Source organism: Streptomyces prunicolor NBRC 13075 (assembly GCF_000367365.1).
In the GTDB taxonomy this organism is placed as follows: domain Bacteria; phylum Actinomycetota; class Actinomycetes; order Streptomycetales; family Streptomycetaceae; genus Streptomyces; species Streptomyces prunicolor.
Map to the genome: position 1 here is coordinate 73,801 of NZ_BARF01000077.1, position 25,201 is coordinate 99,001.

Below are 25,201 nucleotides of genomic sequence, written 5' to 3' on the forward strand. Positions count from 1 at the left end.
CCCGAGACGGAAAGGGTGCACGCTCATATGAGGAGTTTCCTGAAACCGGCGGCCGGGCTCACCTGCTTGTTTGCCCTCGCGGTCACCGGATGCTCCTCGAGCTCCGACGACTCGTCGGACTCGGCCCCATCGGCAACACCGAAGACCAGTACGACCCCGTCCGCGAGTGCCTCCTCGACGCCCTCGTCGACCACGGCCTACGCGCCGTACGTCAGCGTCACGACCGCCGCCGACATGGACAGCGCGGGGTCTCCGTCGACGTACAACCTCTCCTTCGCCATCGCCAAGGGCAGCACCTGTACGCCGGAGTGGAACGGTACGACGGCGATCGACAACTCGGCCGTGAAATCCAGGATTTCGGCGCTGAAGACCTCCGGTGCGACCGTCCGGGTCTCCTTCGGCGGGGCGTCCGGCAAGGAGCTGGCGGAGACCTGCACCAGCGCGACGGCGCTCGCGAAGGCGTACGGCGAGGCGCTGGACGCGGCGGGCTCCACGCAGGCCGACTTCGACATCGAGGGCGACGCGCTGACCGACTCGACCTCGGTCGCCCTGCGCTCCAAGGCGATAGCCCTGCTCCAGAAGGAACGCACCGACCTCAAGATCTCCTTCACCCTCCCCGTGATGCCGTCCGGCCTCGACTCGGACAGCCTCGCGCTGCTGGAGTCCGCGAACGACAACTCGGTCGCCGTCTCCACGGTCAACATCATGACGATGAACTACGGCGAGTCGTACACCGCGGACATGGGCGACTACGCGATCACGTCTGCTACGGCCACGCACACCCAGTTGAAGAAGGTGTTCGGGCTCTCGGACGCGGGGGCCTGGCAGGGGATGGCGCTCACGTCGATGCTGGGCGTGAACGATGTTTCCGGGGAGACGTTCTCGCTCTCGGATGCGGCGCAGGTGCGGACGTTTGCCGAGTCGAAGGAGATCGCGTGGGTGTCTATGTGGTCTACGTTTCGGGATCAGCAGTGTGAGAGCGGGAGTTCGGACGATGACGCGGCTACGGACTGCAGTGGGGTGACGCAGAGTTCGGGGGCGTTCGGGGAAGCGTTTGCCGGGTGACAGGTTGTTTGCCGACTTACGGTCCGTTGTGGCTGGGCGCGCAGTTCCCCGCGCCCCTAAAAGACCTGCCCCTAGCGGCGTCTGTGGACTAGCCGACCCGCACACACCGTTGCGATGCACGCGCCGGCCTCGTCGAAAACGGCCAGGTCGGCTCGGCCAAGGTCTGAAAGGACCGTAGGGCGTGCGGCGGTGAGGATCGCGACATCGTTCCGCTGTGCCGCCGCCCGGAGTTCGGGTGAGTCGACGTGTTCCGCCAGGACAGCCGTAGCACCTGACTTCAGTACGGCGTGGATCCGCTCACGCGGGCTCGGGGCGTCCGGGAGCGGCCCTTCGTGGACGCGGGCGGGACCCAGCACACCCGGCCAACTCCGCACCCTCGCGCCCGGAAACCGCTCCTGGACCTCCGTCAGCGTCCCCACACCCGCGACCCGGGTGCCCTCGACGGCGACGGCACCGCCCTCGTCCGCCGTGTGAATCGTCAGCACAGGAGGCCTAGTTGGCCGACAGGAGCTTCAACTCCGGGTGGGCCGTGCCGCCTTCGATCGCCGTGGACGAGATGTGGGACATCACGCGCTCGTCGACGGGGTCGTTCGCCGGGTCGTCGTGGACGACGATGTGCTCGTACGTCGTGGCCCGCTGGGCGGGGACGCGGCCCGCCTTGCGGATGAGGTCGATGATCTCCATGCGGTTGGAGCGGTGCTTGGCACCGGCGCTGGAGACGACGTTCTCCTCCAGCATGATCGAGCCGAGGTCGTCCGCGCCGTAGTGGAGCGACAGTTGGCCGACCTCCTTGCCCGTCGTCAGCCAACTGCCCTGGATGTGGGCGATGTTGTCCATGAAGAGACGCGCGATGGCGATCATCCGCAGGTACTCGAAGAGCGTGGCGTGCGTGCGGCCCTTCAGGTGGTTGTTCTCGGGCTGGTAGGTGTACGGGATGAAGGCGCGGAAGCCACCGGTGCGGTCCTGTACGTCACGGATCATCCGCAGGTGCTCGATGCGCTCGGCGTTGGTCTCGCCGGTGCCCATGAGCATCGTCGACGTGGACTCGACGCCCAGGTTGTGCGCCGCCTCCATGATCTCCAGCCAGCGCTCGCCGGACTCCTTGAGCGGGGCGATCGCCTTGCGGGGGCGGGCGGGGAGCAGTTCGGCACCGGCACCTGCGAAGGAGTCGAGACCGGCCGCGTGGATGCGGGTGATGGCCTCCTCGACGGAGACCTTCGAGATGCGGGCCATGTGCTCGACCTCGGACGCGCCGAGGGAGTGGATGACCAGCTGGGGGTACGCGCCCTTGATCGCGGCGAAGTGCTTCTCGTAGTACTCGACGCCGAAGTCCGGGTGGTGTCCGCCCTGGAACATGATCTGCGTGCCGCCGAGTTCGACGGTCTCCGCGCACCGGCGCAGGATGTCGTCGAGGTCCCGCGTCCAGCCCTTCGCGGTGTCCTTGGGAGCGGCGTAGAACGCGCAGAACTTGCACGCCGTGACGCACACGTTCGTGTAGTTGATGTTCCGCTCGATGATGTACGTCGCGATGTGCTCCGTACCCGCGTACCGACGCTTGCGTACGGCGTCGGCGGCGGCGCCGAGCGCGTGCAGCGGGGCGCCGCGGTAGAGGTCGAGGGCCTCTTCGGGGGTGATGCGCCCGCCCTCGGCGGCACGGTCGAGGACGGACTGAAGCTCGGCCTTCTCGGTCACCGGGAGGTCCCTTTCGTCAAGGGTTGCGGACGGGCAGGTGGTACTGACGGACCTTGTCAGCCTACGCCAGCGGATTTACCGCCCCGCCCTCAGGCCGTGTATGCGCCGACCAGCAGCCCGAGGAAAGCACCGGCGAGCAGAAACGGCCCAAAGGGGACGACGATCCCCCGGCCGTCCCGCCGTCTCCGGGCCGCGAACGCCCCGTAGACCGCCCGCAGCAGGAACCCCGCGAACGCGCCCAGCATCACCGTCGGCCACCCGTACCACCCGAGCACGACCCCGGCCCCGGCCCCGAGCTTCACCTCCCCGAGCCCCAGACCACCGCCATCACCATCGCCGCTGCCGCCGGAATCGATACGGCTCAGCCCGAAGTACCCGGCGCCGAGCGCGAGGCCGCAGAGCAGCGCGGTCGTCCAGTGCCCGGCGTGCTCCGGCACGAAGGTGACGAGGCCGAGGAGGGCGAGGGCCGCACCGGCGAGCGGAACCGCCAGGCCGGTGACGCCGACGGACAGGACGGCGGCGGGCGCGAGCAGCAGCCACACCGCCAGCTCGGGCCGCGTACCGGTCGCGGCGGCGAGGGCGACACACACCAGCACGACCAGGAGCGCGGTACCGACACCGCGCCGGCCGACCCGCGCCACCACCGCCCCCGCACCCGCGCCCCACACCCCCGCGAGGGCGATCAGCAGCTGGTCGTAGTCCACTCGTCGGTCCCGACTCCCTACTCGACCTTGGACAACCGCGCGGTCGGCGAGCCCTCGGCCGAGCTGTCCGACGCGTACTTGAGGTCGTCGCCGACGGGGGTGAGGGTGACGGTGTGGGCGGCCTGGTTGCAGACGCTGCGGTTCGACGTCGCGCCCGCGGCCGAGGCGACGAGCCGGGTCTTCGTCACCTGCTTCAGGGTCAGTACGTCGTCGCAGACGCCGCCGAGCTGGTCGGTCTGCCGGAGGATGCCCAGCTTCTGCCCCACGCCCACCTTGGCGATCGTGATCCGGAAGGTCCCGTCGGCGAGCGTGCCGCCGAGGGCGGTGCCGTCGCCCTGCCAGGTGCCGAGGTACGAATCGGGGATGGACTGGAGCGGGGTGCCACTGCCCGCGCTGGGCGCGCTGCTCGCCGTAGCGGTGGCGCTGGAGCTGGAGCTGGGGGCCTTGCCCGCGGCCGAGGAGTCCTTGCCCTTGTCGCCCGGCTGCATCCAGTACAACAGCACCGGCACCAGCGTCACCACCGCCAGCGCCCCGGCGATGGAGAGCGCCACCGCGCAACCGACCCTGCGGCCACGCCCGTTGGGGCCGGGAGCCGCCGTGGCGGCGACGGAGACGGAGAGCTTCCCGGGGCCGGGGTGACGACCGGAGGCCGGTGGGACGGTGTCGTACGGAGCCGCGTCACGGGGTTCGGGTACGAACCCGGCCGGCCCCACAGGCGACTTGGGCATCACCGGCGCCGGCCCGAAGGCCCCGCCCCCCGCCCCCACCGAGGGACTGCTGAACCCCACCGGCCCCGAATGCACGCCCTCGGCAACCCCCGCCGCCTCAAGATTCAGCAGCTGTACGGCACTTCGGCTGACCTGTTCCACCAAGGTCCCCGGCAACCACCCCCCGGCCACCAGCCGAGCCGCCCCGTCCGGAGCGAGCCACCGTCCCACCTCGCCCGGGGTCGGCCGCGCGGCGGGATCCTTCGCCAGGCAGGCGCTCGCGAGCTCCCGCAAGTCCCCGTCCATCTCCCCGAGTTGGGGCTCTTCGTGGACGACCTTGTAGAGGAGCGCGGCAGAGGAGTCACCGGGGAAGGGGGAGGTACCCGTGGCCGCGTAAGCCAGCACCGCACCCAGCGAGAAGACATCGGAGGCGCCCGTCGCCCCCTTCCCGAGGATCTGCTCGGGGGCCATGTAACCGGGCGAGCCGACGGAGACGCCGGTGGAGGTGAGGGAGGCGGTGCCCTCCGTCGCGCGGGCGATCCCGAAGTCGATCAACAGCGGCCCGTCGAGGGTGAGAAGCACGTTGGACGGCTTCACGTCCCGGTGCACGAGCCCCAGTTCATGGACGGCCGTCAACGCTTCCGCGAGCCCCGCGCCCAGCGCCCGTACGGTCGCCGTGGGCAGCGGCCCGCCGTCCGCGACGGCGGCGGAGAGGGAAGGCCCGGCGGCGTAGGCCGTGGCCACCCACGGCACCGCGGCCTCGGGATCCGCGTCCAGCACAGGGGCGGTCCAGGCACCGCCCACCCGCCGCGCGGCGTCGACCTCGCGGCGGAAGCGGGCGCGGAACTCCTCGTCGAGCGCGAAGTGCGGATGCACGATCTTGACCGCGACCGTACGACCGCCCGCGCTGCGCCCGAGATAGACCCGGCCCATCCCACCGGACCCGAGCCGTCCGAGCAGCCGGTAGGGCCCCACGACCGTGGGTTCGTCGTCTCCGAGCGGCTGCATGCCGTCCACCCCTCCCCCGTACGACTTCCAGGTCCCCCGTACGGCTTCCAGCAGGGTAGTGCGCCGTCCCCTCCGCTACTTACGGCTGGAGCAGTTCCACGTTCACGTCGGCCGGGAATCCGGTCGTAGGTCCGACCCGGCGGGCGAACTCGGCGACGGCGGCGAGCTGGGGCGCACCGAAGCGGAAGTCCAGCGTCGTGAAGTACCGCTCCAGGACGGTCTCGTCGAAGTCCTCCCAGCGGGCGGCCTGTTCGGCGACCTTGCCGACCTCCTCCAGGGAGAGGTTGCGGGAGGCGAGGAAGGCCTCGTGGACCTTGCGGGTGATGACCGGCTCGCGCTCCAGGTAGTCGCGGCGGGCGGCCCACACGGCGAAGACGAACGGCAGCCCGGTCCACTCCTTCCAGAGCGAGCCGAGGTCGTGCACCTCCAGGCCGAAGCGGGGCCCGTCGAGCAGGTTGGCGCGCAGGGCGGCGTCGCCGATGAGGACGGCGGCGTCGGCGTCCTGCATCATCAGGCTCAGGTCGGGCGGGCAGGTGTAGTAGTCGGGCTGGACGCCGTAGCGCTCGGCGAGGAGGAGCTGGGCGAGGCGGACGGAGGTCCGCGAGGTCGAGCCGAGGGCGACCCGGCGGCCGTCGAGCTGGTCCAGCGGGACCTGCGAGACGATCACGCAGGACATCACCGGGCCGTCGCAGCCGACGGCGATGTCGGGGAAGGCGACCAGGTCGTCCGCGTTGCGGAGGAACTCGACGAGCGTGATGGGCCCGATGTCGAGGTCGCCCTGCACCAGCTGCTCGCTGAGCTTCTCCGGGGTGTCCTTGGTGAGCTCGAAGTCGAGAAGCGTGCCTGTTCTCGCGAGCCCCCAGTACAGGGGCAGGCAGTTCAGGAACTGGATGTGGCCGACGCGCGGCCGGGTGCGAGAATTGTCCACAACGCGAGGCTAGACCTCATGCGGTACGCTCCATACTTCGGCCCCACAGTCAAGCCCCCGGCGATCTTCAAACGTCCGGGTGATGTGATCTTGGCCTCTATTGCTTTCGGCTGCCCAAGTGCTAGGCTCGCCGCAAGTTGCAGTTTGGTTTCCCTTGCAGTACAGAGCCTGCGGAGCATGTAACCGCGGGCTCTTGTCGTTTTCAGACGTATGCAGTAGTGCGGGACTTGTTTTCACACTTGCAGGGTTCTGGAGCAGGGCAACCCTTTGGGCCCAAGGAGGGCTTATGGCTACCGGAACCGTGAAGTGGTTCAACGCCGAAAAGGGCTTTGGCTTCATCGCCCAAGAAGGCGGAGGCCCCGACGTCTTCGTTCACTACTCCGCGATCAACGCGAGCGGCTTCCGCTCGCTGGAGGAGAACCAAGCGGTCTCCTTCGACGTGACCCAGGGCCCGAAGGGCCCGCAGGCGGAGAACGTCACCCCCGTCTGAGTCACCTGATCGCAGTCATTCGGTCTCGGAGCCTGGTGCTTTGATCCGGAACGGATAGCAAGACCCAAGGAGCCCCGCGCCGCAAGGCGACGGGGCTCCTGCCTTTGCCCCCGGCGGTCGGGCGGGTTGGGCGGTTGAGGGCTGCTTGTCGCCGGGCGCGTTGTCAGTGGGCGTCGATAGGGTCCCCGGCCATGACACCGACGCCGACCAACTCCACCTCCGCCTCCCCCTCTAACTCCAACTCCCCCTCCCCCTCCCCCTCCCCCTCCCCCGAAGCCGACTTCGTGACCGTCACCCGGACTTTCTACGACGCCGTCGCCGAGGACTACGCGGAGATGTTCGCCGGGGAGCGGACCGAGCCGCGGGACGGGACGGTGCTGGCCGCCTTCGCCGAGTTGGTGACCCGTGCCGGGGGCGGGCAGGTGGCCGACCTGGGCTGCGGGCCGGGCCGGACGACCGCGCACCTCGCCTCCCTCGGCCTGGACGTCTTCGGCCTCGACCTGTCCGAGTCGATGCTCGCGATCGCGCGCCGCGAGAACCCGGGACTGCGCTTCCGGCAGGGCTCGATGCTGGCCCTGAACCTCCCCGACGGCACACTCGCGGGGGCCGTCTCCTGGTACTCGTCCATCCACACGCCGGTGGATCAACTCCCGCCCCTGTTCACGGAGTTCGGCCGCGTCCTGGCACCGGGCGGCCACCTGCTCCTCGCCTTCCAGGCGGGCGACCGCCCCCTCACCCTCGACCGGCCCTTCGGTCACCCCGTACGCCTGGACTTCGAACGGCGACGACCGGAGCGGATGGCCGAGTTGCTGGTGGCGGCGGGGTTCGCGGTGCGGTCACGGACGGTGCGGGAAGCGGACGAGGAGCTCGGGGAGTCGTCAGCGCAGGCGTTTCTTGTCGCCCGGAAGCCGGTGGAGTTCGGCTGAGGCTTCCAGGAATCGGCGGGCGCCGACCTCGCTGGGGTATTCGCGGACGGTGGTCCAGGCGGCGAGCCAGCCGACGAGGTACGCGGCGAAGGCCGGCATGACGGGTGCCGCCAGGGCGATGAGCACGCGTCCGCCCGCGGCGCCGAAGCCGGCCGACTTGCCGGCCTGCCTGTTGTGGTCGCGCTTGGCGATCCAGGTCTGCTTCGGGCTGGGCGGGTCGAGGAGGGCCTTGCGGTGGCTCCGGCGCTGTTTGATCCAGCCCCAGACGAGGGCCGCGCAGGCCGCGACCACCTGCAGGCCGTCACACACCGTGCGCACGGTGGGCGGCATCTCGTCGCGGAACCCTGAGTAGAGGGCCAGCGAGAAGAAGGAGATCCCCGTCATCAGGATGAGGAGGAACAGCGTCGTGCGGGTCCGGCACAGCCAGTAGAGCGTGCCGCGCTTGTACCAGGTCCGACCGAGCTTCGGCAGTTTCGGGATCTCCACGGGGGCCCCTGCGGCAGCGACCTCAGAAGATGCTTTTGACACCGTGCCACACGTCCTTCGCCAGTCGTTTCGTGTCGTCCCAGGTCTCCGATCCGACATGGCCGGCACCGGTCAGTACGCCACCGACCACGCCGTGGTCATGGATGTCCTCACTCCAGTGCTCGTGGAAAGTGTGGTCGAGTACATCCGTCGCGAGGATCGTCGCGCCGACTCCCACCACAGCCACCCCGACCGCTCCCTCGACCGGCGCGGCCAACACCGCCAGCGCGCCCGCAGCCACACCCCCAGCGGCGACACCCACATCCACCGTCACCGAGTGCTGCCAGGACCACCCCTTGTCATGGTCGTCCTTCGCCTCCACCAACCCGCACGCTGCCGCCGCCGCGACATCCAGCACCGGTACCTCCTTGAGGAACTCCGGCACCGCCTCAAGCCCCTTGCCCAACCTCAACGCGTCCGCGGCATCGGCGAGTTTGACGTTCAGCACCCGGTCGTACGGAAGCTTGCTGCTGCCGACGTCCGCGCGGGCGATGGCCTCCTCCAGCGAGTCGACCTTCATGACCGCGTCGCCGTAGGCGCCCTTGGCCGGCAGGTCCTTGGGCAGTCCGCGGCCCGCTTTCTGGTACGCCTTGCGCTCCGCCCGCATCTCCTTCTTCGCCGCCTGCGCCTCGGCCTTGGCGTCGTCGAGCGCGGCGCGCGCCTTCTTGCCCCCGGCCCGGGCGTCCTCCGCGTCGTAGGCGTACAGCCCGCGCAGCGCGTCGGCGATGGTGATCTTGTCGCCGGTCGACACCGGCGCGGTGACCTGGCCGTACAGCCCGCTCAGCTTGTCGGCGGCGACCAGCCGGGCGTGCTGCGCGGTGTGCATGACCTGCTTGCGGACCGTGTCGTACTCGGTCATCGCGGAGATCGTCTTCTGGTCCGCCGCGCCGGGCGGATTCGCCGTGACCATGGGCAGGGGGACACCCTTGTCGCCCATGGACACGCCTTTGCCCGTGGCGACGTGTTCCGCGTTCTGCAGCGCCGTCTCGCACGTGGACAGCGCGTCGGCCAGGGTGCCGAGGATGTCCCCCACGTCACTCACCATGCCGGCGAACGCCCCCGCCGTCAGCGCGTCCTCGCTCCACTTCGCCCGGAACTCCTCCGCCGCGTCGCCCTTCCAGCCCGCGTCCCCGACCAGCTTCTCGACGGCGCTGGTGACCGGGCGGACGACATCGTCGAGTTTGTCCTTGGCGTTCTTGTACGTCGTCGCCATCGTGTGCAGCCCGGCGATGTCGCCGCCGACCCAGCTGTCGCCCATCAGCCTTCCTCCACCATCAGGTCCTCGAACACACCGTGGACGTCGACGTCGTGCCGGTGGAACGAGTCGCGCGCGTACGCCACCTTGTCGCCGTGGTCGTCCAGCCGGTCGGCGAAGCCGGTGTGCAGGCCGAGGATGAGGTGGGCGACCTCCTTGATGGCGTCGTCAAGCCCCGGGTCCCCGCCGCTCACCACGGGCGGGGCGACCTGGGGATGCAGCTTCCGGTAGTCGGTGGCCTGGTCGTGGAAGGTCGTGGCCATCGACGTGAGGTCGCTCAGTACCGCCTTGAAGTCGACCGACATCAGCGCACCTCCCGCGCGTAGGCGGTCAGGTCGGCCGGCCGCCAGTTGTGCCGCCCCGGAGCGACCCTCGGATCGAGTACGACGGTGGCTCCCCGCTCGCCCAGTGCCTCGGCGAGCGGCCCGATCGAGGTGAGGACCCAGGGCTGGGCCTCGCCGAATGCCTCCACGAGCTTCTCCACCGTGGTGAAGGCGAAGGCCGCGGTCCGGCCCGCGGGATGCTCGAAGAGTTCGTAGACGACGAACGGCATACGAACCGGCCGCCCGTCCTCGCCCGCGATCTCGATGGACCGGGGATGCGCCGGCACGACGACGGGCGTCTCGTAGGCCGGAACACCCGGCCTGGGACCCGGTCGACCATCCGTCGCCGCGCGAACCGGCGGTCCCGCCTCCGCGTAGTCGAGCAGACTGGAGCGGCGCAGCTCGGGCGGTGCCGGCGATGGCCCCTGCGCATAGTCAAGAAGGCGTGAACGGTTCGGCTCCCCCACCGCCGTCTCCTCTTCCCCGTGAGTCGACCGTGAGTCATCTCGGCCACTGTGGACGTCTTCGCGCCATCACAGTAGCCACCGCACGAGCGCCCAAATCCGGCTATGTCAGGCCTACGAACCCGTTGCATGCGCAATGCATACGGCCGCTTGGCCCCGGCCTGGTCATCCCTTGACCCCGCGATGACCAGACCAGGGACGGCCAAGACGGCAGGCCTACGACCTCTACAGCGCCCCCGCCAGATCCAGCGCCGCCACATACCCGAACGTCATCGCCGGACCGATCGTCGAGCCCGCCCCCGCGTAGCTGTGCCCCATCACCGCCGCGCTCGCGTTCCCGGCCGCGTACAGACCGGGGATCACCGAACCGTCCGCCCGCAGCACCCGCGCCCGCGCGTCCGTCCGCATGCCGCCCTTGGTGCCGAGGTCACCGGGGACGATGCGGAAGGCGTGGTACGGGGGCAGCCACAGCGGGGCGAGGCAGGAGTTGGGGAGGACGGACGGGTCCGTGTAGTAGTGGTCGTACGTGCTGTCACCGCGCCCGAAGTCCGTGTCCTTGCCGCTCGCCGCAAGGGAGTTGAAGCGGCTGACGGTGGAGCGGAGGGCAGCCGCGGGCACCCCGATCGACGTGGCCAGGGCGTCCAGCGTCCACGCCTTGTACGCCGCCCCCGAGCTGTACCAGTCGTCCGGGAACGAGAACGTCGGCAGGACGTCCTTGAACAGGTACCGGTTGCGGTAGTTCTGGTCGACGATCAGCCAGGCCGGGATGTCGGGGGCGGCGGCGTCGCGGTCGTACATGATGTGGACGACGTCGCTGTACGGCGCGGCCTCGTTGACGAAGCGGGAACCCGCCTGGTTGACCAACAGGCCGCCGGGGAGGGTGCGTTCGGCGAGGCAGAAGTACGGGTCGCCGGGGATGGGGATGGTGGGGCCCCACCAGGCGTCGTCCATCAACGCCAGTGCCGCGCCCGCCCGTTGGCCCGCCTGGATGCCGTCGCCGGTGTTCTCCTTCGCGCCGACCGTCCAGTCCGTGCCGATGGGTTGGCGCTGGTACTGGGCGCGCATCGCCGCGTTGTGCTCGAAGCCGCCGGAGCCGACCACGACCCCGCGCCGGGCGCGCACGAGCCCGGCGGTTCCGGCGCGCGTGACCACCGCGCCGGTGACGGCACCGCCCTCCAAGTACAGTTCGGTGAGCGGGGTGTTGAGCCACACCGGCACCTGCGCGGACTGGAGTCCGGCCCGTAGGCCGGCGGCGAGGGACTGGCCCATGGTGAGCGGCTTCTGGCCGAGCAGCGCCGCCTTCGTGCCCCGGGCCAGGCACTCGGTGGTGACGGCCGCGCCCTTCACGCTCACCGCGGCCAGGTCGAGCCACTTGTAGTCGGCGCTGAAGACGACCATGCCCGAAGGGACCGCCAGGTAGGGCGGGTTGAGGTGGGCGAGTTCGGTGCCGAGGATGTTGCCGTCGAGCTGATCGGGTTCTATGGAACGGCCGTTGGGCAGCCCGCCCGGCAACTCCGGGTAGTAGTCGCTGTATCCCTCCATCCAGCGGAAGCGCAGCGGGCTGTTCGCCATCACGAAGGAGATCATGGCGGGGCCGTGGGCGAGGAACGACTGTTGGCGGTCCGCCGGGACGTCGGTGCCGACGACCGCGGCGAGGTAAGTGGCGGCTTTGGCAGGGGTGTCGGGGACTCCGGCCGCCAGGATCACCGGGTTGTTGGGGATCCAGATCCCCGCCCCCGAGCGCGCCGCCGATCCCCCGAACGTCGGCGCCTTTTCCACCACCACACAGCTCAGGCCCTGTTTGGCGGCGGTCAGCGCGGCCGTCATCCCGGCCGCTCCCGATCCGATCACGACGACGTCGTAGGTGCCGAGGAGGGGAAGGTCCGCGGCATGGGCTGTGTGCTGCACCCCGGCGGCGACAGCGAGCGCGGCGACCGCACCGCCCGCCAACACACGTCTTCTACCGGGGAGTTGTACCTGTCCGTCCGCGCTCGTGGTCATGGCCGCTCCAGCCCGACGAGGAAGTGGGCTGGGAATGTCGCGCGGGGGTCTTGTGAAGTCAATAACCAGGGACCGGGTGCGGGCGTCGGCAGTCGGTGGCCCACGCCCTCTCCGAATCGGACCAACGCGCCCCCGTCCGCCGCCTAGTTGGCGTACAAGCCCTCGATGTCCTTCGCGAAGTCCCGCATGACGACCTCCCGGCGCAGCTTCATCGACGGGGTCAGATGGCCGTCCACCTCCGTGAAGGCGCCGGGCAGGATGCTGAAGCGCCGGATGGATTCGGGGCGGGAGACCAGTTTGTTGGCGTCGTCCACGGCCCGCTGCAGGACCGCGATCAACTCCGCGTCGTTGACCAGGAGTTCGGCCGGTACCGGGTGCTTGCCGTTCATCTGGCGCCAGTGGGTGATGCCCTCGGGGTCGAGGGTGATGAGGGCGGCGACGTAGGGGCGGCGGTCGCCGACGACCATGCACTGGGCGATCAGCGGGTGCGAGCGGAGCCAGTTCTCCAGCGGGGCCGGTGCCACGTTCTTGCCGCCCGCGGTGATCAGGATCTCCTTCTTGCGGCCGGTGATGGTGAGGTAGCCCTCGTCGTCGAGGCTGCCGATGTCGCCGGTGGCGAGCCAGCCGTCCTGGGACGCGGGGATCACCCCGTCGCCGTGCGGGTCCCAGTAGCCCCGGAAGACCTGGCCGCCGTAGAGCAGGATCTCGCCGTCCGAGGCGATGCGGACCTTGGTGCCCGGCATGGGCCAACCGACCGTCCCCAGGCGGGGTTTGAGCGGCGGGGTGCAGGTTGCCGCCGCCGTCGTCTCGGTCAGGCCGTAGCCCTCGAAGATCTCGATGCCCGCGCCGGCGTAGAACGCGGCGAGCCGGCGGCCCAGCGGGGAGCCGCCGCAGATGACGTAACGGAGCTTGCCGCCAAGGGCGTTGCGGATCTTGCGGTAGACCAGCGGGTCGTAGAAGGCGCGGGCCGTCTTCAACGGGCGGCTCGGACCCGACCCCTTGCCCGACTGGCGGGCCTCCGTCGCCTCGCCGTAGCGGATGGCGGCATTCGTGGCGCGGTCGAAGACCTTGCCCCGGCCGCCCTTCTCCGCCTTCGCCCGGGCGTTGTTGAAGACCTTCTCCAGCATGTACGGGATGGCCAGCAGGAAGGTCGGCTGGAAACTCGCCAAGTCCGCAAGCAGGTCTTCCGACTTGAGGCTCGCGGCATGGCCGAGGCGGACCCGGGCGCGGACGCAGGCGATCGCGACCATGCGGCCGAAGACATGGGAGTAGGGGAGGAAGAGGAGCGTGGAGGGCTCTTCGTTCGGCTTGTTCTTGAAGACGGGGTAGAGGAGTTCGATCGCGTTGTCGATCTCCGCGAGGAAGTTGCCGTGCGAGATCGCGCAGCCCTTGGGGCGGCCCGTGGTGCCCGAGGTGTAGATGACGGTGGCGAGCGTGGCGGGCAGCAACACCCCACGCCGCACGGCGACTTCCTGGTCCGGGACGGTCCGGCCCAGCTCGGCCAGCCGCTCCAGGTGCCCCTTCTCGAAGACCCACATGTGCCGCAGGTCGGGCAGCCGGGGCGTCTCCGGACCCAGCGCCGCCGCCTGCGCGACCGTCTCCGCGGCCATCGCGACCGCGCCCGTGTCCTGGAGGATCCACCGGATCTGGAAGAGGGAGGAGGTCGGGTAGATGGGGACGGTGACCAGACCCGCCGCCCACGCGGCGAAGTCGAGAAGCGTCCACTCGTACGACGTCCGGGCCATGACCGCGATCCGGTCGCCCGGCGCCAGCCCCTCCGCGATCAGTCCCTTGGCGACGGCCTGCACCTGCTCGGCGAACTGGGCCGCCGTCACGTCCTGCCAGTTCCCGTCCTCGTCCTGCCTGCTGAGGACCAGGTGGTCCGGCGTCGCCGCCGCGTTCTCGAACGGCACGTCGGCGAGCGAGCCGTGTGTCGCCGGGGGGACCATCAGCGGCACGGACACCTCCCGCACGACGCCGTCCAGCCGCCGGATCTCGGGCTCGACGAGTACCGGCGCGCCGTCGTAGTCATGGCCGGACGGGTAGGCGAGGGACATGGCAGCTCCTGTGGCGTGCAGCTTGTACCGCTCTGCTGCATTAGGTACGCATGGTGCGTACCGAGGCGTTCATCCCGGCCCGCAGCCGGTGTGTTACCTCGGGTTAGGTCGAAGATCGTACGGGCCCCGCGTGGGGAGTTCGTGCGGGTTCGGGGGTGGTACGGAGCCGGGCCTGTGCAACCTCGTCGGGTTCACGGCACTTTGTCAGCCATAGATCGGCCGTACGTCAGCCATGTGCCGCCTGCGCGTCATCCATGTACCCACCAAGGGCCGTCCGGCTCGCCCCACTTGGCCTTACCTACGGTAACCTTACGGCGAAGTAAGCCGAAAAGAGCCGCCCAGGACGCCACCCGGGAGTGGGACATGGCCAACCCCTATCCGCCTCTCACCGACACCCCCGCACTCACCCCGCTCCTCCTCCGCGGCGCCTTCCTCTCCCCCTTCAAACGGCCCCGCCCCGACGCCGAGTTCCCCCGCACCCGCCTGGTCCTGCCCGGCGTCCGCGTCGACCTGGCCAAACTCGCCGCCTACGAACGCGTCTGCGGCTTCGCCACCGGCGACGACGCCCTCCCCATCACCTACCCGCACGTCCTCGGCTTCCCGTTGGCCATGCGCCTGATGAGCTGCCGAGCCTTCCCGCTCCCCCTCCTCGGCCTGGTCCACACGTCGGTCGAAATCACCCGGCACACGGCGGTACCGGCCACCGGGGAGTACGAAATCACGGTCTACGTCGACGAGTTGGCCCCGCACCGACGCGGCACGGAGGCGACGGTCACGACCGAGATGCGGGTCGGGAACGCAAGCGAAGACGGGACCGGGGGCGAGGTCGTATGGGAGTCGCGGAGCACGTATCTCGCCCGGCACCACCGCGCCGACACACCCACCCCCACGCCCGAACTCCCGCCCGCCCGCGCCCCGTTGCCCACCGTCGCCGAGTGGCGGCTCGGTGAGGACGTGGGCCGGCGCTACGGAGCCGCGTCCGGCGACCGCAACCCCATCCACCTCTACCCGCTCACCGCCCGCCTGTTCGGCTTCCCGCGGGCCATCGCGCACGGCATGTGGACGGCGGCCCGGTGTCTCGCCGCCCGCGGCACCCCCGAACGCACGCTGGTGCGGGCCGAGTTCAGGGCGCCGGTGCTGCTGCCGGGGACCGTGGAGTACGCGGCGCTCGACGACCGCTTCGCGTTGCGGGACGGGGCCGGGCGGGTGCATGTGGAGGGATTCGTGTACCCGGTCGTTGCCTGAACCCCCATGAACAGTGGGCGAACAATACATGTCCGCCCACATTCGGCGGATCACGAAATCCCAGGCGGACAAGGGGCCTTGAGGTTTCCGCACAGGAAACGCCCAGCTCACCCAATGAGCTTTCAAGGGATCACTCATGCACTCCTCAGGGACGCTTCCTACCCTCGGCTCACTTCGCCGGACCCGCCAGGAAGGGCCCCTGAGCCATGCCGCCCAGACGCATAGCCGTACTCGCCGACTCGGACACCCGCTGGAAGTGGGGCGCGTCCGTGGCACGGCAGATCGCCCCCGAGCACGCGCTCGACGCGTACTTCCTGCGCGGCCGGTCGACCCCCACGGAGCGCCAGCTCGCCGAGATCGGCATCGAGCCCGACACCCGGCGTGAACTCCCCACCGCCGCACTGGTCGACGACCCGGAACTGGCGGAAGCGGACATCGTCGTCATGGCCGTCTCCGGCGGCACGGTCCTGGCCCTCACCCACAGCCTCGGCCTCGCCTGGGCGGGCCGCGAGCACCGGCCGATCACCGTCACCGGATACGTCGGCGTCGTCTACGAGAAGATGATCGACGGCCTGCTGACCCGCGGCGGAAGCGACATCGTCCTCGCCAACTCCGCCTACGACGCACGCCGGTTCGGCGCCGCGTTCGCGAGCGTCGGGGTCGATCCGGAGTCGGTGGTGGAGTGCGCGCTGCCGTTCCTCGGCGGCGAGCCCTACCAGCCGTCCACCGACCGGCCGTTCACCCTCACCTTCGCCGTCCAGCCGTCCGTCCCCAAGAGCAAGCAGGACCGGCTACGGCTCCTGGAACGGGCCGCCGCACACGCCCGGCGCCATCCCGACCGCCTGGTGCTGATGAAACTGCGCAGCCTCCCCGGCGAGCACACCACCCACGTCGAGGCCGACCCGTACCAGCTCCTCATCCAGAACCTGGCCGAACCCGCCCCCGCCAACCTCCAGTTGGTCTACGGCAACATGGGCGAGGTCCTCGACCGCACCGACCTGCTGGTGACCGTCAGCTCCACCGCCGCGCTGGAGTCGATGCAGCGGGGCATCCCCACCGCGATCCTCACCGACTTCGGCGTCCGCGAGGCGCACGGCAACCACTACTTCATCCACTCCGGCTGCCTGGCCTCCTGGGACGAACTCGACGCCGGCGCCCAGCCGTTGCCCGACCCCGCCTGGGCGGACGCGCAGGGCATCGGCAAGAGCGACCCGTACGCCGCCACCCGCGCCCGGGTGGCCGCGCTGCGCGCCGCGGGACCCCTGCCGACGCTGCGCCCCTACTACACGCCGCAGCGCGCCGGCATCTACCTCTCCGGCCTGCTCACCCGCAACGGCTTCGACGAGAAGGGCCGCCCGCTGACCGACCCGCTGGGCGCCGGCGACTCGGGCCGGATGAAGAAGGCGGTACGACGGGTCGCCCGGCGCGGCGCCAAGGCGGTGTACCGGGTGGGGTATCAGCGCGTCGCGCCGACGTTGCGGAAGTGGGGGGCGGTGTGAGGCGAGCGGTCCCTGGTCCTGGCGGTGTCCTGACGGCCCCCGGCGTCGAACGGCTCTCCGTGCTGGCGGCCCTCGGCGTCGAACGGCTCTCCGTGCTAACGGCCCTCGATCTCGGCCGGCGGTGACCAGGGCCGCCCCTCCATCAGGTTGCCGAGCCCTGCCCAGGCGAAGTTCATCAGGGTCGCCGCGGCCTGCTTGGCGGTGATGCCGGGGGTCGCGTTGGACCAGGCCGCGAGGGACTCGGCGGCGCCGACCAGGGCTTCCGCGAGGCCGGCGACCTCACGGTCGGCGAGGTCGGGGTCGCGGTGCGCCTCACGGGCGGCGACCGCGATCAACTCGGTGACGAACGCGACGAGTTCGGCCCGCATCGCCGCCACCTCGGCCGCGAAGGGCTCGCCGTGGGTGCGGGCCTGGAGATGCAGCACGGACCAGCCGTCCGGGTGCCGCGCGGTGTGGCTGAAGAACGCCCGCAAGCCGTCCCAGAGTTGGCGGTCGGCGGGCGATGCGGTGTCCACCCCGGCCCGTACCGCCTCGGTGAGCGCCTGGCCCTCGCGCCGGATGCACGCGGTGAACAGGTCTTCCTTCGAGTTGAGGTAGAGATACACCAACGGCTTTGACACGCCCGCGAGTTCGGCTATCTCGTCCATCGACGCGGCCATGTAACCGCGCTGCCCGAAGGTCTGCACGGCGGCGTCGAGCATCTGCTGCTCACGGACCGCCCGCGGCATCCGTTTGGTCTTCACGGCACCCATGGGGCAAGGGTAGTTGGACCGGACCGGGCGGCTGCCGACAGGAGTTACAGCAGGGGGTATCAGGGGTGTCAGGAAGCCTGACTCCGCGGACCGGTCGCGTCCACCGTCTCGTCCTCCTGGCTGCGGTTGGCGTCCAGGTTGGCCTTCATCCGGTCGACCCGCTCGACGATCTGCACCGAGGCCCGGTCCCGTACCCCGCGCAGCACCACGAAGCTGATCGGCGCCGAGATCACCAGCGCCAGCAGCACGATCCACATGCCGTTGGACTCGCCGAAGCCGCGCGGGAAGACGCCGAGGTAGACGAGGCCCCAGACGACGCCGAGGCAGCCCGCGAAGACTCCGAGGCGCCACAGTGTGTAGCGGAACATCTCAATCCACTCTTCCGTAACGAACAGACTTACCCGAACAGTGCCATCCAGTGAAGCACGCGCCGCCCTCGATCTTCCGGCGGGGTGCGTGGCTCACAGCAGCGGCAGCAACATGAAGATGTCGTCGCGATCGTCCCCCGGGGCGACGCGGATCGCGCCGGGCACCCGCCCGACCTCCTTGTAGCCGCAGGAGCCGTAGAACCGCTCCAGACCATGACCACCCCGGCAGGTGAGGCGGATCGCCTCGATGCCGTCGAGGCCGCGGGCGGCCTCCTCGGCGGCGGCGAGGAGGTCACGGCCGTAGCCCTTGCCCTGGTGGCGGGGGTGGACCATCACCGTGTAGAGCCAGATCCAGTGCCGCATCAGCCGGTGCGTGTTGAACGCGAGGAACACGGTCGCGGCGACCGTGCCCGTCTCGTCCCGGCCGACCAGCAGCCGGGTCCGGCCCTCCGCCATCGCGACGAAGTGCTTCACCAGCTCGGGCCGTATCTCGTCCACCGTCACCGGTGCGACGAAGCCGACCGAGCCCCCCGCGTTGGAGACGTCCGCCCAGAGGGTGAGGATCTCCTCGCGCAGGGCAGGGGTTATCGCGGGGTCCAGTTCAAAACTCAGTGCCATGGGGCTTTCTTCACACTCGCATCGGCTGCGGCGACTCACGCCGCGCCGGGTCCGGGCCGTCGTACTCGCGGATGATCTCGTAGCGCGTGTTCCGCTCGACCGGCTGGAAACCGGCGTCGCGGATCAGGTCGAGGAGGTCGTCGCGGGTGAGCTTGTTCGGGGTGCCGTAGTTGTCGGCGTCGTGCGTGATCTTGTACTCGACGACCGAGCCGTCCATGTCGTCCGCGCCGTGCTGGAGGGCGAGTTGGGCGGTCTGGACGCCGTGCATGACCCAGAAGACCTTGACGTGCGGGACGTTGTCGAAGAGGAGGCGCGAGACCGCGAAGGTCTTGAGCGCCTCCGCGCCGGTCGCCATCTGTGTCCGCGCCTGAAGGCGGTTCCGGACCTTCCCGTCCTTCATGTCCACGAAGTCGTGCTGGTAGCGCAGCGGGATGAAGACCTGGAACCCGCCGGTCTCGTCCTGGAGTTCACGCAGCCGCAGCACGTGGTCCACGCGGTGACGCGGCTCCTCGATGTGGCCGTAGAGCATGGTGCACGGGGTCTTGAGACCCTTCTCGTGCGCCAGCCGGTGGATCCGCGACCAGTCCTCCCAATGCGTCCGGTGGTCGACGATGTGCTGCCGGACCTCCCAGTCGAAGATCTCCGCGCCGCCGCCGGTGAGGGATTCGAGCCCGGCTTCGATGAGCTCGTCGAGGATCTCCGACGCCGACAGCCCGGAGATGGTCTCGAAGTGGTGGATCTCCGTGGCCGTGAAGGCCTTGAGGGAGACCTCCGGGAGGGCCTTCTTCAGCTCGCTCAGGGAGCGCGGGTAGTAGCGCCAGGGGAGGTTCGGGTGCAGCCCGTTCACGATGTGCAGCTCGGTGAGGTTCTCGCCCTGCATCGCCTTCGCGAGCCGGACGGCCTCCTCGATGCGCATCGTGTACGCGTCCTTCTCGCCCGGCTTGCGCTGGAACGAGCAGTAGGCGCAGGACGCGGTGCACACGTTGGTCATGTTCAGGTGGCGGTTGACGTTGAAGTGGACGACATCGCCGTTCTTCCGCGTCCGCACCTCGTGCGCGAGTCCGCCCAGCCAGGCCAGGTCGTCCGACTCGTAGAGCGCGATGCCGTCCTCACGGGACAGCCGCTCACCGGAGCGGACCTTCTGCTCCAGCTCGCGCTTGAGCCCGACATCCATGCCCTTACCTCTTCCTAAGACAGCTTGCTAAACGGTACGCCTATGCGGCTACGCCTCTTCGGGCAGCTCTCCGACCCGGTTCTCCCACTTCGTGGAGAGCACGATGGTGGTACGGGTACGGGACACACCCTTCGTCCCGCTGAGCCGCCGGATGGTCTTCTCCAGCCCGTCCACGTCAGGCGCCCGCACCTTCAGCATGAACGAGTCCTCGCCCGCGATGAACCAGCAGTCCTCGATCTCGCCGAGGTCCTTCATGCGGCGCGCCACGTCCTCGTGGTCGGCGGCGTCGGAGAGGGAGATGCCGATCAGGGCGATGACGCCGAGGCCGAGCGAGGCCGAGTCGACGGTCGCGCGGTAACCGGTGATGACACCGGCCGCCTCCAGCCGGTTGATGCGGTCGGTGACACTGGGTCCCGACAGGCCGACGAGGCGCCCCAGCTCCGCGTAGGAAGCCCGGCCGTTCTCTCTCAGGGCCTGGATGAGCTGCCTGTCCACCGCGTCCATGCGATCGATTGCCTTCCGGTGATGACGATGCCGATGAATGTGCTGACGATGAAGGTGATGCCGAGAATGTGATGCCGATGAAGATGGATGAATACGTGGGTTCCGTACGTCAGTCGGTGGTGTCGGCGGTGCGGAAGCCGGCGCCGAGGTCGCCCTTCCACCGCCGGTACAGCTCGTGCTCGACCCCCGCCGAGTCCAGGACCCGTCCGGCGACGAAGTCCACCAGGTCCTGGATGTGGGTCGCCCCGGCGTAGAACCCGGGCGAGGCGGGCACCACGGCCGCCCCCAGGTCGTCCAGGGTCACCAGGTGCCGCAGGGTCTGCCCGTTCAACGGCGTCTCGCGTACGGCGACCACCAGCCTGCGCCGCTCCTTGAGGGTCACGCTCGCCGCCCGCTGCAACAGGTCCTTGCTCAGCCCGAGGGCGACCCCGGCGACACAGGCGGTCGACGCGGGCACGACGATCATCCCCTTCGCGGGGTACGACCCCGAGGACGGCCCCGCCGCGAGGTCGCCCGCGCTCCAGTGCCGTACGGCGTCGGTGTCGATGGCGGGCTCGAAGGTGCCGGGCTTGCCGTCGGCGCCGAGGGCCAGCCATTTCCGCAGGTCGTCCCGCCAGTGCGCGTCCCGGAAGGAGATCCCCGTCTCGTCGAGGAGCGTGAGCCGGGACGCGCGGGACACCACGAGGTCGACACTCTCGCCGGCGTCGAGGAGCGCGCGCAGCACGGCAGCCGCGTATGGGGTGCCGGAAGCGCCGGACACCCCTACGATCCAAGGCGTACGCCGCGTCTCTCCTGGCTTGACTGGGTTCACGACACCGAGCCTAGCTGGCGTGGCGGGGCGGGAACCGGGCAAGGGGGCCGGGGCGTTCTTCTGTGGGGACGAGTGGACTCTGGGGGGTGCCATGTCCGGTACGGGGTTGGGGTGGTCGCAGGGCGACCGCGCGAAGGCCGCGGCCAAGCTGATGGTGGGCTGGGTCGCGCTGTTGTGGCTGCTCGAAGTGGTGGACGTGGTGTCCGGCCACGCCCTGGACAGCCTCGGGATCATCCCGCGCGAGCCGTCCGAGCTGATCGACGTCGTCCCGGCCGCGTTCATCCACTTCGGCTTCGCGCATGTCGCCGCGAACACGGTGCCGCTGCTGGTGTTCGGCTTCCTCGCGGCGCTGGGCGGCATCCGCCGCTTCGTCGCGATCTCCGCGCTGATCATCGTCGCGGACGGCCTGGGCGTGTGGCTCATATCCCCGGCCCACACGAACACGGCGGGCGCGTCGGGCCTGATCTTCGGCCTCTTCGGCTTCCTGCTGGTCAGCGGTTTCGTCGAGCGCCGCGCGGTGGGCATCGTCGTAGGCCTGCTGATCGGCGCGGTCTGGGGCACGTCGATCCTGCTCGGCCTGGCGCCCACACAGTCGGGGGTCAGCTGGCAGGCACACCTGATCGGGCTGGCGGCGGGGGTGGGGGCGGCGTTCGTGTTCCGGCGGCGGGCCGTCGGTCGTGGAGTGGTTCAGGCCTGACGGCGGGCTTTCGGGTCCACCGGGAGGTGAGCGGTGGGGATCGTGAGCTTACCCAGGGGGGAGTCGACGGTGAGGTCGGGGCCGTAGGGGGCGGTGTCACGGCCTCGGTAGCCGTCAAGGCCTGGGTTCCACATCGTGACCGCGTGGCCCTGCAAGGGGTCGAGGATCACGTAGTTGGCAATGCCTCGGGCGGCGTACCAGCGGGGCTTGATCTCGTAGTCGCGGCGGACGCTTTCCGGCGACACCACTTCAGCCACGAACTCGATCAGATCAGCCGGGTAGGAGCTGCGATTCTCGTCCTCGGCCTCGGCCGGGATGACCGCGATGTCCGGGCAGAACTCATTGGCCTCGTCGAAGGGGAACGCCACATCGCTCACCAGCGCCCACTCCGGCGGAAGCTGTCCCTCAAGGCTCGCTGACACCCTCAGGATCGTCTTCCCGTGGAACGGCCTGACCGGGTTCATCACGATGCTGCCCTCGACAATCTCCGTCAGATAGCCGGGGAACATGTCCTCCAGCTTGCTGAGCTGCGAGTGCAGGCGGTCAAGGTCCGAGACGGTCACGGTGGCCTCCCTGGGGTCCTGCCCTCGATGGTAGGCCGCACGCTACTCACACGGTCAGACCCCGAACCAGAAGATCGAGAAGCGCACACACGAACAGGGCAATCCCGATGAACCCGTTGACGCTGAAGAACGCCCGGTTGAGGCGGGACAGATCATGCGGCCGGACGATCGAGTGCTCGTACAGGAACGCGCCCGCGACGATCAGCAGTCCGAACCAGAAGAACGCACCGGCGCCGGTAGCCGCGCCGTACCAGGCGAGCAGGGCGGTAGTGATCGCGTGGCAGACGCGGGCGCCCCAGATCGACGCCGGGATGCCGAAGCGCGCCGGCACCGACATGACGCCGATCTCGCGGTCGGTCTCGATGTCCTGGCAGGCGTAGATCAGGTCGAAGCCGCCGATCCAGATGCCGACGGCGAGGCCGAGGATCACCGCGTTCCAGGACCACTCGCCGGTGATCGCGAGCCAGCCGCCGACCGGGCCCATCGCCTGGGCGAGACCGAGGATGGCCTGGGGGAAGTTCGTGAACCGCTTGCCGTACGGATAGATCACCATCGGGATCACCGCGATGGGGGCCAGGGCCAGGCAAAGGGGGTTGAGGAGAGCCGCCGAGCCCAGGAACACGACCAGGGCGACGAGCGCGCCCGTCCACGCGTGCTTCACCGACATCGCGCCGGTGACCAGCTCACGGTGTGCCGTGCGCGGGTTACGGGCGTCGATCTCGCGGTCGATGATCCGGTTGACCGCCATCGCGAAGGTCCGCAGCCCCACCATGCAGATGGTGACCAGCAGCAGCCGCCCCCAGTGGATGTTCTCGTCCAGCTCGAACATCGCGGACAGCGCGGCGATGTACGCGAAGGGCAGGGCGAAGACGGAGTGCTCGATCATGACGAGGCGTAGGAACGCCTTGGTGCGCCCCGGCTGCGGGATCGCGGCTGCTGCGCTGCTCACGAAAGTCCGTACTCCTTCCACCGGCGGTCGACCTTCGCCGCCGTCTCCGGGTCGGACAGCACCATCTCGGGCCAGCCGCCGTCCCGCGTGTAGCCCTCCTCGGGCCACTTCCTCGTCGCGTCGATCCCCGCCTTGCCGCCCCAGAACTGCTGGTAGGAGGCATGGTCGAGATGATCGACGGGTCCTTCCACGACCGAGAGGTCGCGGGCGTAGTCCGTGTTGCCGAGGGCCCGCCACGCGACCTCGTGCAGATCGTGGACGTCGCAGTCGGCGTCGACGACCACGATCAGCTTGGTCAGGGACATCATGTGCGCACCCCAGACCGCGTGCATCACCTTCTGGGCGTGCTTCGGGTACTTCTTGTCGATGGAGACGATCGCGCAGTTGTGGAATCCGCCCGCTTCGGGCAGGTGGTAGTCCACGATGTCCGGCACGATGATCTTCAGCAGGGGGAGAAAGAAGCGCTCCGTCGCCCGCCCCAGCGGTCCGTCCTCCGTCGGAGGCCGGCCTACGACGATCGACTGAAGCAACGGCCGCTTCCGCATCGTCACGCAGTCGATGGTCAGCGCGGGGAAGGGTTCCTGCGGTGTGTAGAACCCGGTGTGATCCCCGAACGGCCCCTCCGGCAGCATCTCGCCGGGCTCCAACCACCCCTCGATGACGACCTCGGCCTGCGCGGGCACCTGCAACGGCACGGTCTTGCAGTCGACCATCTCGATCCGCTTGCCCGCGATGAACCCGGCGAAGAGGTACTCGTCGATGTCGCCGGGAAGGGGCGCGGTGGAGGCGTACGTCACGGCGGGCGGACACCCGAAGGCGATCGCGACCGGCAGCCGCTCGCCCTTCCTGGCCGCGACCTGGTAGTGGTTCCGGCTGTCCTTGTGGATCTGCCAGTGCATGCCGATGGTGCGCTTGTCGTGCCGCTGGAGCCGGTACAGCCCGAGATTCCGGACCCCGCTCTCCGGGTCCTTGGTGTGCGTGAGCCCGAGGTTGAAGAAGGACCCGCCGTCCTGCGGCCAGGTGAAGAGCGCGGGCAGGTCGTCGAGGTCGACGTCGTCACCCGTGAGCACCACCTCCTGCACCGGCGCGTCCTTGACCTTCTTCGGCGGTACGTGGGTCATCGACCCGAGCTTCCCGAAAGCGTCCCGCACCCCAACGAACCCCTGCGGCAGTTCGGGCCGCAGCAGCCCGCCGATCTTGTCGGAGATGTCGCCGTACGACTTCAGCCCGAGCGCCTTCAGCAGCCGCCGGTCGGTCCCGAAGACGTTCATGGCGAGGGGCATCGAGGACCCCTTCACCTTCTCGAAGAGGAGCGCGGGTCCACCGGCCTTCTGCACCCGGTCGACGATCTCCCCGACCTCCAGATAGGGGTCCACCTCGGCCTTGATGCGCTTGAGGTCTCCCTCGCGCTCCAGTGCCCTGAGCAGGGAGCGAAGATCGTCGTAAGCCATGTGTCCAAGTATCTGCCACCCGCTAACCTGACCCCGTCACCGGGGCCGTCTCACCACTCAGGAGAATCTCGCCACCATGCTCAGGTATCTGCCCTTCCTGCTGGTCCTGGCTCTGTGCATCTACGCCTTCGTGGACTGCCTGAACACGCCCGAGGAGGACGTACGGGGCATGCCGAAGCTGGCGTGGGTGTTCGTGATCCTGCTCTTCGGTGAGGTGCTGGTCGGCCCGATCGCATGGCTGATCGCGGGCCGGCCGCGGCGCACTGCGGACGGGGCGGCGGCGGAGACGCCGGGCCGGTGGATCGCGCCGGACGACAACCCCGAGTTCCTGAAGTCCCTGAACAAGGACGACCTCAAGGACGACCCCAAGCCCGAGTAGAAGCGAAGTGAGCCGAGTAGACGTGAAGTGAGTACGTGCAGGTTGT

Annotated in this window: 27 protein-coding genes; 7 read left to right on the forward strand and 20 right to left on the reverse strand. The window is 69.5% G+C overall.

What is annotated here, in order from left to right:
* Positions 1–27: 27 nt before the first annotated feature.
* Positions 28–1,065, forward strand: a complete 1,038-nt coding sequence (locus SPR02S_RS32595) for a chitinase (RefSeq protein WP_026151060.1) — start codon at positions 28–30, stop codon at positions 1,063–1,065.
* A gap of 71 nt (positions 1,066–1,136) precedes the next feature.
* On the opposite strand, the gene SPR02S_RS32600 is transcribed toward SPR02S_RS32595, so the two are convergent.
* The 5 genes from SPR02S_RS32600 to SPR02S_RS32620 form a co-directional block, all read right to left on the reverse strand.
* Positions 1,137–1,550: an imidazolonepropionase-like domain-containing protein gene (locus SPR02S_RS32600; protein ID WP_019061226.1), complete on the reverse strand. Its 414-nt coding sequence runs from the start codon at positions 1,548–1,550 to the stop codon at positions 1,137–1,139.
* Positions 1,551–1,557: 7 nt separating this feature from the next.
* Positions 1,558–2,757: a cyclic dehypoxanthinyl futalosine synthase gene (gene mqnC, locus SPR02S_RS32605; protein WP_019061227.1), complete on the reverse strand. Its 1,200-nt coding sequence runs from the start codon at positions 2,755–2,757 to the stop codon at positions 1,558–1,560.
* A gap of 89 nt (positions 2,758–2,846) precedes the next feature.
* Positions 2,847–3,461 carry a hypothetical protein gene (locus SPR02S_RS32610; RefSeq protein WP_019061228.1) on the reverse strand — a complete coding sequence of 205 codons (615 nt, stop codon included), beginning with the start codon at positions 3,459–3,461 and terminating at the stop codon, positions 2,847–2,849.
* A 17-nt stretch (positions 3,462–3,478) separates the two neighbouring features.
* The gene (locus SPR02S_RS32615; RefSeq protein ID WP_026151061.1) at positions 3,479–5,176 is read right to left on the reverse strand and encodes a serine/threonine-protein kinase; all 1,698 of its coding nucleotides are present in this window, start codon (positions 5,174–5,176) and stop codon (positions 3,479–3,481) included.
* 79 nt (positions 5,177–5,255) lie between these two features.
* Positions 5,256–6,104, reverse strand: coding sequence for a menaquinone biosynthetic enzyme MqnA/MqnD family protein (locus tag SPR02S_RS32620; RefSeq protein ID WP_019061230.1), 849 nt, complete (start codon positions 6,102–6,104; stop codon positions 5,256–5,258).
* Between the two features lie 286 nt (positions 6,105–6,390).
* Here SPR02S_RS32620 and SPR02S_RS32625 point away from each other — a divergent pair, with 286 nt between their 5' ends.
* Together SPR02S_RS32625 and SPR02S_RS32635 are read left to right on the forward strand one after the other, a co-directional pair.
* Positions 6,391–6,594, forward strand: coding sequence for a cold-shock protein (locus tag SPR02S_RS32625; protein WP_003998944.1), 204 nt, complete (start codon positions 6,391–6,393; stop codon positions 6,592–6,594).
* Between the two features lie 284 nt (positions 6,595–6,878).
* Positions 6,879–7,520, forward strand: a complete 642-nt coding sequence (locus SPR02S_RS32635) for a class I SAM-dependent methyltransferase (protein ID WP_019061232.1) — start codon at positions 6,879–6,881, stop codon at positions 7,518–7,520.
* Here SPR02S_RS32635 and SPR02S_RS32640 read toward each other — a convergent pair.
* The 6 genes from SPR02S_RS32640 to SPR02S_RS32665 all read right to left on the reverse strand — a co-directional run bounded on the left by SPR02S_RS32640 (position 7,473) and on the right by SPR02S_RS32665 (position 14,145).
* Positions 7,473–8,006 carry a hypothetical protein gene (locus SPR02S_RS32640; RefSeq protein WP_019061233.1) on the reverse strand — a complete coding sequence of 178 codons (534 nt, stop codon included), beginning with the start codon at positions 8,004–8,006 and terminating at the stop codon, positions 7,473–7,475. The two genes, SPR02S_RS32635 and SPR02S_RS32640, sit on opposite strands and share 48 nt — an antisense overlap.
* 22 nt (positions 8,007–8,028) lie before the next feature.
* Positions 8,029–9,303: a WXG100 family type VII secretion target gene (locus tag SPR02S_RS32645; RefSeq protein WP_019061234.1), complete on the reverse strand. Its 1,275-nt coding sequence runs from the start codon at positions 9,301–9,303 to the stop codon at positions 8,029–8,031.
* Entirely contained in the window at positions 9,303–9,605 is a 303-nt protein-coding gene (locus SPR02S_RS32650) for a DUF6317 family protein (protein ID WP_019061235.1), read from the reverse strand. The genes SPR02S_RS32645 and SPR02S_RS32650 overlap by 1 nt, the downstream gene beginning before the upstream one ends.
* Positions 9,605–10,090 (reverse strand): SAV_915 family protein, encoded by a 486-nt coding sequence (locus SPR02S_RS65075; RefSeq protein ID WP_245607653.1) that lies wholly within the window; start codon positions 10,088–10,090, stop codon positions 9,605–9,607. Before SPR02S_RS65075 ends, SPR02S_RS32650 begins: the two co-directional genes overlap by 1 nt.
* A gap of 222 nt (positions 10,091–10,312) precedes the next feature.
* Positions 10,313–12,088, reverse strand: a complete 1,776-nt coding sequence (gene kstD / locus SPR02S_RS32660; protein ID WP_052347085.1) for a 3-oxosteroid 1-dehydrogenase — start codon at positions 12,086–12,088, stop codon at positions 10,313–10,315.
* A 143-nt stretch (positions 12,089–12,231) separates the two neighbouring features.
* Complete coding sequence (locus tag SPR02S_RS32665) at positions 12,232–14,145, reverse strand: AMP-dependent synthetase/ligase (protein ID WP_019061238.1); 1,914 nt, start codon at positions 14,143–14,145, stop codon at positions 12,232–12,234.
* Between the two features lie 363 nt (positions 14,146–14,508).
* Between SPR02S_RS32665 and SPR02S_RS32670 the strand changes: the two genes are divergently transcribed.
* Positions 14,509–15,390: a MaoC family dehydratase gene (locus tag SPR02S_RS32670; protein ID WP_019061239.1), complete on the forward strand. Its 882-nt coding sequence runs from the start codon at positions 14,509–14,511 to the stop codon at positions 15,388–15,390.
* A gap of 206 nt (positions 15,391–15,596) precedes the next feature.
* Positions 15,597–16,889, forward strand: coding sequence for a DUF6716 putative glycosyltransferase (locus tag SPR02S_RS32675; RefSeq protein ID WP_019061240.1), 1,293 nt, complete (start codon positions 15,597–15,599; stop codon positions 16,887–16,889).
* A gap of 95 nt (positions 16,890–16,984) precedes the next feature.
* Here the strand turns inward: SPR02S_RS32675 and SPR02S_RS32680 are convergent, their stop codons facing one another.
* The 6 genes from SPR02S_RS32680 to SPR02S_RS32705 form a co-directional block, all read right to left on the reverse strand.
* Entirely contained in the window at positions 16,985–17,641 is a 657-nt protein-coding gene (locus SPR02S_RS32680; RefSeq protein WP_019061241.1) for a TetR/AcrR family transcriptional regulator, read from the reverse strand.
* Positions 17,642–17,709: 68 nt separating this feature from the next.
* On the reverse strand, positions 17,710–18,009 hold the full coding sequence (locus tag SPR02S_RS32685; RefSeq protein WP_019061242.1) for a DUF4229 domain-containing protein: 300 nt from the start codon (positions 18,007–18,009) through the stop codon (positions 17,710–17,712).
* A 93-nt stretch (positions 18,010–18,102) separates the two neighbouring features.
* Complete coding sequence (locus SPR02S_RS32690) at positions 18,103–18,627, reverse strand: GNAT family N-acetyltransferase (RefSeq protein WP_019061243.1); 525 nt, start codon at positions 18,625–18,627, stop codon at positions 18,103–18,105.
* Between the two features lie 10 nt (positions 18,628–18,637).
* Complete coding sequence (gene mqnE, locus SPR02S_RS32695; protein ID WP_019061244.1) at positions 18,638–19,801, reverse strand: aminofutalosine synthase MqnE; 1,164 nt, start codon at positions 19,799–19,801, stop codon at positions 18,638–18,640.
* Between the two features lie 48 nt (positions 19,802–19,849).
* Positions 19,850–20,305 (reverse strand): Lrp/AsnC family transcriptional regulator, encoded by a 456-nt coding sequence (locus tag SPR02S_RS32700; protein WP_019061245.1) that lies wholly within the window; start codon positions 20,303–20,305, stop codon positions 19,850–19,852.
* A 109-nt stretch (positions 20,306–20,414) separates the two neighbouring features.
* Positions 20,415–21,116, reverse strand: a complete 702-nt coding sequence (locus SPR02S_RS32705; protein ID WP_078623074.1) for a UbiX family flavin prenyltransferase — start codon at positions 21,114–21,116, stop codon at positions 20,415–20,417.
* A 91-nt stretch (positions 21,117–21,207) separates the two neighbouring features.
* Between SPR02S_RS32705 and SPR02S_RS32710 the strand changes: the two genes are divergently transcribed.
* A complete protein-coding gene (locus SPR02S_RS32710) occupies positions 21,208–21,813 on the forward strand; it encodes a rhomboid family intramembrane serine protease (protein ID WP_019061247.1) in 606 nt (201 codons plus the stop codon).
* Here SPR02S_RS32710 and SPR02S_RS32715 read toward each other — a convergent pair.
* Genes SPR02S_RS32715 through SPR02S_RS32725 form a run of 3 tightly spaced genes read right to left on the reverse strand, consistent with a single transcriptional unit; the run spans position 21,804 to position 24,776 of the window.
* Positions 21,804–22,376, reverse strand: coding sequence for a Uma2 family endonuclease (locus tag SPR02S_RS32715; protein WP_019061248.1), 573 nt, complete (start codon positions 22,374–22,376; stop codon positions 21,804–21,806). The genes SPR02S_RS32710 and SPR02S_RS32715 overlap by 10 nt on opposite strands.
* 46 nt (positions 22,377–22,422) lie before the next feature.
* Positions 22,423–23,325, reverse strand: coding sequence for a menaquinone biosynthesis prenyltransferase MqnP (gene mqnP, locus SPR02S_RS32720; RefSeq protein ID WP_019061249.1), 903 nt, complete (start codon positions 23,323–23,325; stop codon positions 22,423–22,425).
* Positions 23,322–24,776 (reverse strand): menaquinone biosynthesis decarboxylase, encoded by a 1,455-nt coding sequence (locus SPR02S_RS32725; RefSeq protein WP_019061250.1) that lies wholly within the window; start codon positions 24,774–24,776, stop codon positions 23,322–23,324. Before SPR02S_RS32725 ends, mqnP begins: the two co-directional genes overlap by 4 nt.
* 76 nt (positions 24,777–24,852) lie before the next feature.
* Here SPR02S_RS32725 and SPR02S_RS32730 point away from each other — a divergent pair, with 76 nt between their 5' ends.
* Positions 24,853–25,155: a PLD nuclease N-terminal domain-containing protein gene (locus SPR02S_RS32730; RefSeq protein ID WP_019061251.1), complete on the forward strand. Its 303-nt coding sequence runs from the start codon at positions 24,853–24,855 to the stop codon at positions 25,153–25,155.
* The last annotated feature ends 46 nt before the right edge of the window (positions 25,156–25,201 follow it).

Bases quoted from the DNA above. Each gene is read 5' to 3' on its own strand.
- SPR02S_RS32595 (WP_026151060.1), top strand. From the start codon at position 28: ATGAGGAGTTTCCTGAAACCGGCGGCCGGGCTCACCTGCTTGTTTGCC.
- SPR02S_RS32615 (WP_026151061.1), bottom strand. From the start codon at position 5,176: ATGCAGCCGCTCGGAGACGACGAACCCACGGTCGTGGGGCCCTACCGG.
- SPR02S_RS32625 (WP_003998944.1), top strand. From the start codon at position 6,391: ATGGCTACCGGAACCGTGAAGTGGTTCAACGCCGAAAAGGGCTTTGGC.
- SPR02S_RS32645 (WP_019061234.1), bottom strand. From the start codon at position 9,303: ATGGGCGACAGCTGGGTCGGCGGCGACATCGCCGGGCTGCACACGATG.
- SPR02S_RS32650 (WP_019061235.1), bottom strand. From the start codon at position 9,605: ATGTCGGTCGACTTCAAGGCGGTACTGAGCGACCTCACGTCGATGGCC.
- kstD (WP_052347085.1), bottom strand. From the start codon at position 12,088: ATGACCACGAGCGCGGACGGACAGGTACAACTCCCCGGTAGAAGACGT.
- SPR02S_RS32665 (WP_019061238.1), bottom strand. From the start codon at position 14,145: ATGTCCCTCGCCTACCCGTCCGGCCATGACTACGACGGCGCGCCGGTA.
- SPR02S_RS32670 (WP_019061239.1), top strand. From the start codon at position 14,509: ATGGCCAACCCCTATCCGCCTCTCACCGACACCCCCGCACTCACCCCG.
- SPR02S_RS32675 (WP_019061240.1), top strand. From the start codon at position 15,597: ATGCCGCCCAGACGCATAGCCGTACTCGCCGACTCGGACACCCGCTGG.
- SPR02S_RS32680 (WP_019061241.1), bottom strand. From the start codon at position 17,641: ATGGGTGCCGTGAAGACCAAACGGATGCCGCGGGCGGTCCGTGAGCAG.
- SPR02S_RS32685 (WP_019061242.1), bottom strand. From the start codon at position 18,009: ATGTTCCGCTACACACTGTGGCGCCTCGGAGTCTTCGCGGGCTGCCTC.
- SPR02S_RS32690 (WP_019061243.1), bottom strand. From the start codon at position 18,627: ATGGCACTGAGTTTTGAACTGGACCCCGCGATAACCCCTGCCCTGCGC.
- mqnE (WP_019061244.1), bottom strand. From the start codon at position 19,801: ATGGATGTCGGGCTCAAGCGCGAGCTGGAGCAGAAGGTCCGCTCCGGT.
- SPR02S_RS32700 (WP_019061245.1), bottom strand. From the start codon at position 20,305: ATGGACGCGGTGGACAGGCAGCTCATCCAGGCCCTGAGAGAGAACGGC.
- SPR02S_RS32710 (WP_019061247.1), top strand. From the start codon at position 21,208: ATGTCCGGTACGGGGTTGGGGTGGTCGCAGGGCGACCGCGCGAAGGCC.
- SPR02S_RS32725 (WP_019061250.1), bottom strand. From the start codon at position 24,776: ATGGCTTACGACGATCTTCGCTCCCTGCTCAGGGCACTGGAGCGCGAG.
- SPR02S_RS32730 (WP_019061251.1), top strand. From the start codon at position 24,853: ATGCTCAGGTATCTGCCCTTCCTGCTGGTCCTGGCTCTGTGCATCTAC.